This window comes from Priestia sp. SB1, assembly GCF_038898415.1.
The window spans coordinates 1-12020 of record NZ_JBBJSS010000002.1 but is presented as its reverse complement, the minus strand read 5'-3'; the positions used below and the strand labels follow the sequence as shown (position 1 = coordinate 12020).

The window sequence follows — 12020 nt, the reverse complement described above, 5'->3', positions numbered from 1 at the left end:
ATCCCGATATAAAGAACCCATAAGATAATCACTAAAGTAAATCGCACCTCTCCATTTTTCTGTCTCTTTCTTTCATTCTTCCCGCTTAAAGTTATTATAAAAGCTCATTTAAAATTAATTTAGAGAAAAGTTACAATTTACCAAAACCAGTCATTAAAATTAACATCTTGCAAACTCTTTAGGTGATCATTGTCAAATAAGAGAGAGCATTAACGAATAATAGAGTTCCATTTTAAAAGACATTGATATATGTAATTTAATTGATTAGGGAAAAATATATCCAGAGCATTGTTTGGAGAAAGGGAACCGTCTGAGCAAAAGTACTCCACTAAAAAGATTTCTACAGTAGAAGTAATATATCGCTTCCACTCCTTTTCAGAAAGGGGAGAGACCAGTCCTTCCTTACTTCTAACTGTCGCACCCATTTCACTAATTGTTACCATAATAGGTTTGCCGTTTTTACCCCAAAACTCTTTCCAAGCCATCCCCTCATCTAAAAGAAATGACCATCCTGCAAAGTCTTCATTTAAAACTCTTTCTAACTCACATAAACTGTATTTCAACTAAACGCATCTCCATTTCAGCACTATCTGCTTTCATTATAACCAGTTAAGATACGCCGAAACCTATAGCTTAATTCCACATTTAAAAGTAGTTATTAAATTATTAGTGAATGCTCTTCTTCTTAAATTGGCCGCCTCTTGCATCGTTTACATTTGCTGTTGCTAAGAACGCGCCAGAATCCACTTCTTCAACAATATCTTTCAATTTCGCTTCTTCTAATCGGTTTATGACACAGAAGATAACTTTCTTTTCTTCGCCACTATAAGCACCTTCACCATTTAAATAAGTTACCGTTCTACCAAGACGATCCAGAAGGGCATCTCCAATTTCTTTAGGGTAATTGCTAATAATCCAAACAGACTTAGATTCATCTAATCCCTGAACAACAATATCAATCATTTTAAATGCAATGAAATAAGCAACCAAAGAATAAAGAGCACTATTTAAATCAAAGACAATGCCAGCGCAGCTTAAAATAAATAGGTTAATAATCATTACAACTTGTCCAACAGAGAAAGGGCTTTTATTACTTATAAGAAGGGCAACAATCTCTGATCCATCAAGCGATCCATTATTTTTTAATACAATGCCTATACCAATCCCCATTATAACTCCGCCAAAAATAGCGGCTAAGAACGGTTCTTTAGTGAGGGGCTCAAGGTGATGAAAGTATGTAGTAAAGAGAGCGGTCAGAGCAATTCCATACAAACTTTGAAACGAAAAAGTTTTTCCGATTTGTTTGTAACCTAAATAAAGAAACGGAAGATTAAGAATTACTAAAGATACTCCTAAAGCAATTGGTGTCAAAGCATCTAGCATTATAGATATTCCGACAACACCACCATCAATAATGTCATTTGGTACTAAAAAAGCTTCTAATCCAAAAGAATAAACTAGGGCTCCAAGTGTAATGAAAAAATAGTTTCTAATAAATTTTAGTAAAACGCCTTTCTTTTTACCCAAATGTTTTGTCATCAAACCAAACTCCTTTCATCAGCTTATTAAAAAAACCTTCTATTAATTGGTTATTTTTAAAGCAGCCAATCCCTGAAATATACTTAGGAAATTTGATTTCCACACAAACTCAAAAGAAAAATATTAGAAATAAAAAGTCACTTGCTAAAATTAGCAAATGACTTTTGTTTTTTTATAAATGTGCTTACTGTGGAAAGATATCAGCAAATACATCTTTTTCTTTCTAAAGCTTTTAGTTTTGTTTAGCGGCAAATTCTTTTAATTCCTCTTCACTTCCACCACAAAGAAACTTTACCCAAGTATTTCCTAAATCCCAAAATGCAACTCGAAAGCCTTCTACACTCTCAAAAACAAGCGCTCTCCATAAAACTTCCTCATTCTCTAAACTAGGATAAAGCTTGTTTGCAAAGCCAAGAAATTTAAATTCATTAGGATTTAAAATTGTATCATCTAATACTTCTCCTGCATCCTGGAATTTTTTAATTGCCTCTTCTTTAGTTAAATTAGTTGTTTTCATAACCATTCTCCTTTTTGTACTTATTTGTCCCTCAAATAATAGCTTATATTTTTCTTTATTGGATAAAAAAATCATCTTTTTTCTATTTACAAAGTAAAGGGTATGTTCTTTTAATTTGTCATTGTATATACACTCATCGAATGAAGATTAGATGGTTTAAATTTAATCAAACGTCATAAATTCAACAATTTACTCTTAATTCGAGATACTTAGTTATAATAAGTACGTTTATTAATTCGACAGGGGGATGTTAATATGGCAATTACTAATTTAAACAAAGACAATTTCACAAGTGAAATAGGCGAGGGAGTAGTTTTAGTAGACTTTTGGGCCCCGTGGTGTGGGCCGTGCAAAATGATTGCACCAATCTTAAATCAACTTGATCAAGACCTTAATGGCAAAGCGCAAATTAAAAAGTTAAACATCGATGAATACGGTGAAATCGCTCAGCAATATGAAATTATGAGTATCCCTACAATGCTTGTCTTCAAAGATGGTAAACCGGTAGACAAAGCTCTTGGCTATCAACCTAAAGAGAATTTAGCTAACTTACTTGAAAAACACATCTAATCTTAAAAGAAAATCATCTAGCCCAACGCTAGCTTGATTTTCTTTTTTCTCCTATTTAATCCCCATTACTCCTTTGTACCTTTTAGAACTTTTTACAAGTTAAAAGACACAGACCATCTATTCCTTTTACTAAAAAAATAGAACAGAATTTATTCGTGCTTTGAAATTCAAGAAATTTTACCCCAAATCAAAAAATGTATCTTAAAATACGAAAAATATGGGTGGCTTTCACCATAGAAAGCCTTAAATGGGAATTCGGTTTGAATCCGAAACTGCCCCTGCAACTGTAACGGCTACGGCCGGAGTCAGATACCAGCCTGTTTTTTTAACACTTTCCAGCTCTCCAGGGTGCGAGAGGAGGAACGAAGTTTAATTCGTTCTTATTCTCGCCCTCTGTAGATGCTGATGGCGAATTTTTTATACCCATAAAAAGTTTGCACAGGGTTCAGTGGGACCTTTTACATATTACATTTGAGGAGGAGATTTAATGTACAACCAACAACTAATCGACAATTTAAATAAAGCAATTGAAAGCCATTTTCCACTAATCGCTAAAGTAGAAGAAGGTATGAACACAGCTCGTATGGGTGTATCGCGTTTAGTAATGTTAGACCGTTATTCTTTAAAAGATACAGCTAAATTAACATTGACGATTGGCGATTTAGTAGTGCTAACAGTTAAAGAAGATCCTAAATGGCCTGTACGCGGAGTGGGTTACGTTAAAGAGATTTTAGACCACAAAGCAGTCATAGAAGTTGAAGAAGAATACAGAGGTGCTATTGAAAATTCTCAAGATGCTGAGAGTGGCTTAGTAACAAGAGATTTTAATTCATTTGAAAAAGTTCTAGAAATCTACTATGAACAAATTGCGAAACGTAATGCACGCGGATTGTCAGAAGTTGAATCCCCTAACGTAAGGGCAGATATCCAAAAAGCATATGAGCAAGAATTAGCTTCATCACGTTTTGTTCCGGCAGGACGAGTTTTATACGGTGCTGGTTCCGGTGCTCAAGTAACATTCTTTAACTGTTATGTAATGCCATTTGTCCCGGATAGTCGTGGCGGTATTGCAGAACACCGCAAACACGTTATGGAAATTATGAGTCGTGGCGGTGGAGTGGGAACTAATGGTTCAGCACTGCGCCCCAAAAATGCTCCTGCTAAAGGAGTAAATGGACGTTCTTCAGGATCTGTATCTTGGTTGGACGACATTGCAAAGCTAACTCATCTTGTAGAGCAAGGTGGTAGCCGCAGAGGTAAAAAAGAGTGTGTGCTTCTGCGTTAACAAACCTCGTGAACTGCTGGGAAACCTCGTTAGAAAAATCTTTGCTACAACGCAGTTGGAAACGACAAACGTGAACGCTTGAAAAAAAGATTTGGAGACAATCAGCATCCAAGCTCCTAAGTCAAAAGATAGGGAGAAGGTTCAACGGCCATCGAAACCACACCATTTGCTTTAAATATGGTGGAAGGGAGTAGACGTAGGGATTAAGCGATCCCGAAGTGCGAGGGTATCTAGAGAAAAGGTACAAGATATGGTCTGTTCTGTGGCGACATAGAAGAGTTAGAGTAGCGCCTAACGAAACGCATAATTCAGGCACAAATGATTATGCACAGTGATTGGCATCCAGATATTGTTGAATTTATCATTTCTAAAATGCAAAACCCGAAAATCCTACGTTTTCTTATTGCCAACTCAAAAGATCCTCAAATTATAGAAGAATCCAAAAAGAAATTAAACTTTACTCCGTTGTCACCGGACGATAAAGAGATGTATGAAGGTATTATTGCTGGAGACTTTAGCGCTTCCGCTAAGAAGAAAGCACAAGAGCTATTAAAAGATGGAGGCACGTATTCTGTACACAATCCTGAATTCTTAACCGGTGCTAATATCTCAGTCAATATTACAAAAGAATTTATGGCAGCTGTAAACAGCAACGGTGATTTTGATTTACGTTTCCCTGACATTGCTAACTATGATGAAGAGGAAATGAAAGTATATAACGAAGAATGGCACAAAGTTGGAGATGTTCGCGAGTGGGAAGCAAGAGGGCACAAAATAAAAACATATCGTTCAATTAAAGCACAAGAGTTGTGGAACTTAATTAACATATGTGCTACTTACTCTGCTGAACCAGGAATTTTCTTCATTGATAACGCTAATGAAATGACGAATGCTGCGGCATATGGTCAAAAAGTGGTTGCTACTAACCCGTGTGGTAAGGTTGTTTGCCTCACGTTAAACATCGCGGAATAAAGCGGGGAGGCTTCTATTTATTTGAATAGGTGCTAATCCGAGTCCGAAGGTAAGTGTAAAAAACTTATCAGGCGCAACGCATAGATAGTGAACCTGATTAATCAGAATATAATCTATCCACGAGGCCGCGACACATTTAGTGAAAAGGTATGCTGAACTGAACTAGAATGGACTAGTTGTAGTAATAATTTGAGGGATTATTATAATGAGGGAAACCTCCAGAACTTGTTGATAAAAAGCAACAGGGATAACATTTGGAACAACCTCTTGCTCCGTGGAGTGTATGTAATCTTGCCGCTGTTAACTTAGCAACAATGGCAAACAAAGAAACTGGAACTGTTGATTACGATCAATTACGAAAAACTGTAGAAATCGGTGTACGTATGCAAGATAATGTCATTGACTCTACACCTTACTTCCTAAAAGAGAACGAAAAACAAGCTTTAGGAGAACGTCGTGTAGGTTTAGGTGTAATGGGATTACACGATTTACTTATTTATTGTCGTGCACGTTATGGTTCAGAAGAAGGAAATGAAATTGTAGATAAAGTTTTTGAAACAATTGCTACAACTGCTTACCGAACTTCTATTGAATTAGCCGATGAAAAAGGTAGTTTTCCATTCTTAATTGGCAAAGACGATGCAGAAACAATGCAATTAAGACAAAACTTTATTAATACTGGGTTTATGAAAAAAATGCCGAAAGATATTCGTCAAGATGTTCTTAAGTACGGCATCCGTAACTCTCACTTACTTACAGTTGCCCCAACAGGCAGTACTGGAACAATGGTTAACGTTAGTACTGGACTTGAGCCATACTTTAGCTTCTCTTACTTCCGTAGTGGACGCCTAGGAAAATTCATTGAAGTTAAAGCTGATATTGTTCAAGAGTATCTAGATAAACACCCTGAAGCAGAAGGTAATCTACCAGAGTTCTTTGTATCCTCATTGGAACTTTCTCCGGAAGAACACGCTGATGTTCAATGTATTATTCAACGTTGGGTTGACTCTTCTATCAGTAAGACTGTAAATGCTCCTCGAGGCTATAATGTAAGCCAAGTCCAAGCCGTTTACGAGCGCTTATACAAAGGTGGAGCAAAAGGTGGAACTGTTTATGTTGATGGATCTAGAGATGCTCAGGTTCTATCATTAACAGCTGAAGATAACACTGATTCTACAACTGATTCAGAATTAAACCTATATAATGACACAGATGTAACAGCAACTTCTGATGTAGTATATGGTTCTGAATTAGGAAACACTTGTCCAATTTGTCGAGAAGGGGAAGTAAAAGAAATCGGTGGTTGTAACAGCTGCGATACGTGTGGTATTCAACTAAAATGTGGACTCTAAGTAGAGCATCAGAAAAAGCCCTGTACCTCTTATTGGTACAGGGCTTTTTTCTTGGTTCACTCTATCATCTAGTCTTACAAGGGAATACTTAAGCATATTCCCAAATATAGAAGTTATGACTTTTTTCTAAACTTAATTGACTCCAAGACACTTCTGCTTATATTAATCACAAGCAATTGCTCTGCGGCTACGAAAAAGTAGCGGGAGACTGGAGGAATTTAAAATGATAGAATCTTTCGAATCTGTAACAGCAACTACAAACAAAAAGATTTATCATTAATGATAAATCTTTTTCACTTTTAATATTACTAGAAATAAAGCAGAAAGAGATATACTCAAGTATATCTCTTTGCTCGGTAGGCTCACTTCTAGAACGAGGTTAATATAATATATTCAGTGTTAGTACAAACTATGCATACTTTTTGTCGTAATCAGCAGCAATCCCACGTATACATTACATTTTTAAAATTAAGCTCTTTCAAATCGGATGGTTTAATAAAGAAGTTTGCTATTCCAGAATCTCCAAACATAATCTCCGCTTCACCGTCTGTATCAATTTGAAGCAGTAACACTTCATATTCTTTTAAATTATCATTGTATCCTCTAGGATCATCTTGTGTGAAATACGCATATCCACCAACTTTATGTCCATCTACGTCTAATTCATCAACATATATATCAATTAAATCATAGTCATCAGATAGATTACTTTCTTCATCAAATACATATTCAAAACGGTAATCCGCTGTTGATACTGGTTCATAATCTAGTTTAAATTCCAACGATCTTTCCTCGGGCACAGGAAACAGATTATAATCGTAGTTCATTGCCTCTAGATAACTAAAATCAGTAACTAATCTTGATTCATCACTTATAACTTCCTCGTGATACACTACTCTGAAATTTTCTTGGTTAGTAGGTTCTTCAAAGTCCACACCATATACGTCATCTTTATCAGAAGTTGCTGTAATGAAGAATTGTAACATTCCCTTTGTAGGCATATTATCTAAATGCGGCATTTCTTCATAATTTATTTGAGCTAACAAGAGCATTGGGTTTCCATAAGAGTCCAGCGGATGCTCTAGATCAGCTGGAAGGTAGGGATATCCTCCAAATTTACTGTTATATAATTTTGTTTCAGCTTTTGTTGTTTCTATTTTTATATAAGGAACAACAGTTTTCTCAATATCCGCTCGATATTTCTCTAATTCCTCTGGTATTTGAAGTTTAATGTTTGTCATAATAATTCTCCCTCTTAATTAAGTTTAAAACGCACTTTCTAAGCCTAATAGTTTCAGTTAGTTATATAGTAGCAAGGGTTTTGCAATCCCACAACCAATTATACTAGGGATTTTAAAGGGCTTCTTATTGCTCTTCTTTATTTAATGAAAAGAGGGATAAAATGAATAAAGAAACCAATTTAAACCTTATTCTTAGAAACGCCAAACAAAATGAGAGCAGGAGCAACTATCTTAACTCTCTTTCTACACCACTAGCTTCAGTTATAAAAGAATCTGATTTCTATATATCGCCCCAACGCGAAATCATTATTATGGATCTCCTTGAGAAATATTCAAAAAGGGCAGTAGTAAAACGCGAATTCCAAGGTGAAGAAAGAGTTTTTCAATTCATAAAGAACTTTAAACGGATACCTGCACATTTTGAAGTATTTGTTTGGTCTGCACTAGATGAGGGACCTGTATATAAATTGAACCTTCAATGGGTTATAGAAAATTTTGAGCACTTGTGGAACAAATTTAATAAATATGACCTTTCAATTATAAGTAAAAATGGGAAAGTGGGTTTAATGGTATCGGAGTATCCTGGCTTTATCGATGATGACTTTGTTAGCGACAAAGTCTTGTATCAAGTAAAGAAATGGGGATTAATTTAAACTAGCTTCTTAACATTTAAGGAAACTTTCTTAGTTAATGTATTACACAGGAGCGTTTATGCAGTTAAGGCTTTTTCTTATAAATAAGGAGGATTTTTCAGTTTGATAGTAGCGGGAACACTTCAAGAATGGAATAAAGATGATTTAGTAGCAATTATAGGCCCTAGAAAGGCCAGTAAGGCTGAATGTATGGTTGCATACTCGTTAGCTAAGAAATGCGCTGAAAAAGGCAAAATAGTCGTTTCTGGGCTTGCTGAAGGTATAGACACTTATGCTCATAGAGGAGCATTGGATGGTGGAGGGCAAACAATTGCAATTTTTAGCACTAGTATTGACGAAAATATCTTTCCATCTTTTAATGAGCAGCTAGCAGAAGACATTAAAAAAAAGGGCTCCCTTATGCATTTGTTTGAACTGAGTTCTAGAGCTGCAGATAAAAAATTTGGCAAGATTAAGCACGAAAAACCAAGATACATACTCCGGCTTCTAGAAAGAGACATCTATCTTGCTTATATTTGTCCAACTATTATAGCAGTCTCCAACAAGAGAATTACAGGAGGGACAAGATGGGGAGTTAACTACGGCTTAAATTTTAATAAAGAAGTTTGGCAATACAACAACCAAGGTAAACCTATTCCTTTAAATTACTCCAAAGCAGAAGTTGACTGGAAATTGGAACTAAACAACTTGCTTTAAAACCAATTTTCAATTCAATTACTATTTATGTTTTTTCCACTATAGATAATACTAATGTTAAGCTTTCAATGAAATTATTTTGAAGGAGAATAAACGTATGTATTTCATTGAAACAGAAGAAGAGCTTAAAGGAAAAAGAATAGCATTTACTCATATGGCACAGTTTGCTGAAGCAATTACAATTGTAACTGAGGATAAGGGTATTTTTGTAGTAGAACAAGAAGATGATGAAGGTTTTTTAAAAGAAACAACTACTTACAATGAATTAAGAGCACGCAAATACATATTTGAACATAAATATATACTAAGCGAATTAAATAAGTTAGAGATCATTACAAAAGAAGAGGTACATAACTACAACAAAGAACTTAGATTAGAAAGAGAGCGTATGGTTTTAGAGGAAGCAGCTAGAAGAGAAAAGAGGGAGAAGGAAGAGTATGAGCGTCTGAATAAAAAATATGGTTAACATTAGATTTCATACATAAAAGACACAGATTTTTTTATAAGTTAAAACCTACCGGTTAATTTTTTAGCCGGTTTTTTATATGCAAAAAAAGTAATTAATATTGTTTTTATTTATTAATTTATTAAAAAGAGCGCTTGGCGCTTTATTACACTAATTAATAAATTAATTAATAACATTCTTTAATCCCTTTTTTAATAACCATCTTTTATAACATTTAATAACTTTACCCCTAAGAACCCCGTAACAGCAATGTTTGCAAGGATTTTGTTCTTCCATTCGGCAGACAATAATATCTTTTTCACAACAAATAAATACAAAATACGTTATTTAACTAGCTATTTACAGATTAACAGCTGCAAATCCTGTCATACAAATTACATTTCACAAAATATATTTGCAATTCACAGACACTAAAAATTGTAAAAAAAATAAAAGAACTAATTAAAGTGCTCTTTTATGTTTTTCAGTATTTATTTTTTTGTGGGTAAAAACGAAATTTTAAAAATTAATATGAGATAGAGGTGGAGAAGGGGATGCTGAATAGCACTCGCCTAATGACCAGTGTTTTCCAGTTTGTTATGCTACTGTAATTTCTTTAGAGAGCTCGTCAAAATAAGATTCATACTGCTCTTTGGTTTTCCAAAGCACCTGTACGCGGTAATCAACAGTTTCACGTCTTATGTCTTCAAATTTCTCTACACGATTAGCATTAACTTTATTACTTTCAGTAGAAATTCCATTTTTAGAGATCAAAGCAATAAGCTTCAAAATTTGTTCAGATGCTTTTTTCTTTGCAGATTTTAAGTGAGTAATAGCTTCTTCCTTGCTATTCCATACACGTTTCTTAGGAGAAGCAACTTCATCTGATTTCTCAGCTTCATTTTTCTCATATACGACTGTATTAGCACGAGCCTTAACCCATTCTTCGTCCCAATTAGATAGAACGCGGGCAATACGGACATACTTTTCCAAATCTAGAACAGTTTGATTAGCTGTTTTTAACGAATCACCTAATAAAGCCTTACCTGTTTCCTCATCATATTGCAGCTCCATTTGATAACTGCCGCGCAAATGTTCATTAGAAGAGAGTAAGTCTTTATAATTGTCTACTTGGTTCTGATACTTTAACATCTCTTGTGTTAATTCATCTCGTACAATCGCACTGAAATAAGCTGAAGCCTTTTTGGTTTCAGTTGTGAAGTCTTTGTGATCGGGCTTGTTCATAGCAATAGCCATTTTTTTAATTGAACGATCATATACAAGTCTAGCAATCTCTAATAATTCTTCTTTGACACCACGAACAGGACCATCCTCTTTAGAAAAGGTCTTTTCTAACTTAGTGAGTTTATTATAAATAGACATACCTACACTTTGGATATCCTCGCAAAAGCTATCGCTAAGCATTCCTAAGAAGCCCGCCTTTAACATTTTTTGACGGAGTAAATCTCTTTCAGTATGATTTTTTTCAAAATTATCTAAAGTACCATTTTCAAAAGAGAACCAAACAAGTTCTTGTCTGTCGCGAATAGTACTAATCATTGACACGTTTGCAAAGCTTTTAAAAGGAGAATTTTGAATAGCTTGAATAGCATCCAAAAGACGACCTCTTGTGAAAAAAGAGTTACCTTCAGAACGTTTGCTAGGAACAATATCATTATACTCAATTACAGTCTTCTCAGATCCTGTAGTAGACATTTTATATGCGCCCATTAAGATAAGGCGTTTAGCATTAAGTGGTAATGAGCGGAACTCAGGTGTATAAAAGAAGGAGAAAAGCTTACAGTAACGATCTGTTCGTTTATCAAATCCAAGATTTTTAGGTTTACCAATGTTTAATATGTATTTATCTTTAAATGCAACTAATACTTTTCGACTTAATAACTTAGAGTATTTTTTTACAATATGCTTTAAGTATTTCTTTTTAGTACCGACAGCATCTGCTACTTCTTTAGACGTAGCCTGAATAACACCATCCCAGTCAATTTTTAGCAAGGAGTAAAGACAAGCATCAAACTCTCTTGAAGATACATTTTGTAACAAAAAATTGTAAGTTTCTCTATAAATCATACTTAGTCTTCCTCCTTTCCAAAAATCCCTTAAAAATTTTTTTCTGTTAAAAACATAAAGTATATTATTCCGCACTACTAATTATGTATTTCTTTTAAGAGTATACGTGTTCCTAAAGCCTGTGTAAATAGAAAACTTATAGCGGGGAAATGGTCACAAATGCACTTATAGCGGAGTTTTGGTCACAAAAAAGGGTTTATGGCGGAGAAATGGTCACAAAAACCACCTTATAGCGGAGATATGGTCACATTTTTTAGTATAATAAATAAAAGTTTGTCGAAGTTTGTCGAAATAAAAATTAACTTATAGCGGAGAAATGGTCACATTTTTTCTTTTTTTGAAAAACACATAAAAATTTTATAAGAAATGTATTCTACTTTAACCATATTAAGTAAAATAAGCGGATTACTTAGCTATAAAATACGGAATATCTTATGGCGGAGAAATGGTCACAAAAACCAAAACTTACTGCGGCGTTTTGGTCACAAAAAAGAGTTTATGGCGGAGAAATGGTCACAAAAACCAAAACTTACTGCGGCGTTTTGGTCACAAAAAAGAGTTTATGGCGGAGAAATGGTCACAAAAACCAAAACTTACTGCGGCGTTTTGGTCACAAAAAAGAGTTTATGGCGGAGAAATGGTCACAAAAACCAAAACTTACT

The 12020-nt window shown here is 34.7% G+C and carries 10 protein-coding genes, 3 pseudogenes and 1 riboswitch; of the genes and pseudogenes, 8 read left to right on the top strand and 5 right to left on the bottom strand.

The features are described 5' to 3' along the window. Positions 1-209: 209 nt before the first annotated feature. The 3 genes from WKH56_RS05335 to WKH56_RS05325 all read right to left on the bottom strand — a co-directional run bounded on the left by WKH56_RS05335 (position 210) and on the right by WKH56_RS05325 (position 2056). The gene (locus WKH56_RS05335) at positions 210-563 is read right to left on the bottom strand and encodes a hypothetical protein (protein ID WP_342834758.1); all 354 of its coding nucleotides are present in this window, start codon (positions 561-563) and stop codon (positions 210-212) included. Between the two features lie 103 nt (positions 564-666). Next, a complete protein-coding gene (locus WKH56_RS05330) occupies positions 667-1539 on the bottom strand; it encodes a YitT family protein (protein ID WP_342834757.1) in 873 nt (290 codons plus the stop codon). A gap of 232 nt (positions 1540-1771) precedes the next feature. Beyond that, the gene (locus tag WKH56_RS05325) at positions 1772-2056 is read right to left on the bottom strand and encodes a hypothetical protein (RefSeq protein ID WP_342834756.1); all 285 of its coding nucleotides are present in this window, start codon (positions 2054-2056) and stop codon (positions 1772-1774) included. A 255-nt stretch (positions 2057-2311) separates the two neighbouring features. Between WKH56_RS05325 and trxA the strand changes: the two genes are divergently transcribed. The 4 genes and pseudogenes from trxA to WKH56_RS05305 all read left to right on the top strand — a co-directional run. After that, positions 2312-2626 carry a thioredoxin gene (gene trxA / locus WKH56_RS05320; RefSeq protein WP_342834755.1) on the top strand — a complete coding sequence of 105 codons (315 nt, stop codon included), beginning with the start codon at positions 2312-2314 and terminating at the stop codon, positions 2624-2626. A gap of 202 nt (positions 2627-2828) precedes the next feature. Next, a riboswitch (cobalamin riboswitch) is annotated at positions 2829-2961 on the top strand. 152 nt (positions 2962-3113) lie between these two features. Continuing rightward, positions 3114-3884 (top strand): annotated as a pseudogene (locus WKH56_RS05315) (vitamin B12-dependent ribonucleotide reductase); the annotation flags it as partial. A gap of 330 nt (positions 3885-4214) precedes the next feature. Next, a pseudogene (locus WKH56_RS05310) lies at positions 4215-4847 on the top strand (vitamin B12-dependent ribonucleotide reductase); the annotation flags it as partial. Between the two features lie 293 nt (positions 4848-5140). Then, positions 5141-6235: pseudogene (locus tag WKH56_RS05305) on the top strand (hypothetical protein); the annotation flags it as partial. Positions 6236-6666: 431 nt separating this feature from the next. On the opposite strand, the gene WKH56_RS05300 reads toward WKH56_RS05305, so the two are convergent. After that, complete coding sequence (locus tag WKH56_RS05300; protein ID WP_481861956.1) at positions 6667-7479, bottom strand: YwqG family protein; 813 nt, start codon at positions 7477-7479, stop codon at positions 6667-6669. A gap of 158 nt (positions 7480-7637) precedes the next feature. On the opposite strand from WKH56_RS05300, the gene WKH56_RS05295 reads away from it, so the two are divergent. From WKH56_RS05295 to WKH56_RS05285, 3 genes are all read left to right on the top strand, one after another. Further along, on the top strand, positions 7638-8129 hold the full coding sequence (locus WKH56_RS05295; RefSeq protein ID WP_316910834.1) for a hypothetical protein: 492 nt from the start codon (positions 7638-7640) through the stop codon (positions 8127-8129). A 102-nt stretch (positions 8130-8231) separates the two neighbouring features. After that, complete coding sequence (locus WKH56_RS05290; protein ID WP_342834753.1) at positions 8232-8825, top strand: DNA-processing protein DprA; 594 nt, start codon at positions 8232-8234, stop codon at positions 8823-8825. Between the two features lie 97 nt (positions 8826-8922). After that, complete coding sequence (locus tag WKH56_RS05285; RefSeq protein WP_342834752.1) at positions 8923-9291, top strand: hypothetical protein; 369 nt, start codon at positions 8923-8925, stop codon at positions 9289-9291. Between the two features lie 576 nt (positions 9292-9867). Here the strand turns inward: WKH56_RS05285 and WKH56_RS05280 are convergent. Then, positions 9868-11358: a hypothetical protein gene (locus WKH56_RS05280; protein WP_342834751.1), complete on the bottom strand. Its 1491-nt coding sequence runs from the start codon at positions 11356-11358 to the stop codon at positions 9868-9870. 434 nt (positions 11359-11792) lie between these two features. Between WKH56_RS05280 and WKH56_RS05275 the strand changes: the two genes are divergently transcribed. Beyond that, positions 11793-12020: hypothetical protein (locus tag WKH56_RS05275; protein WP_342834750.1), on the top strand; the 228-nt coding region annotated here is incomplete at its 3' end.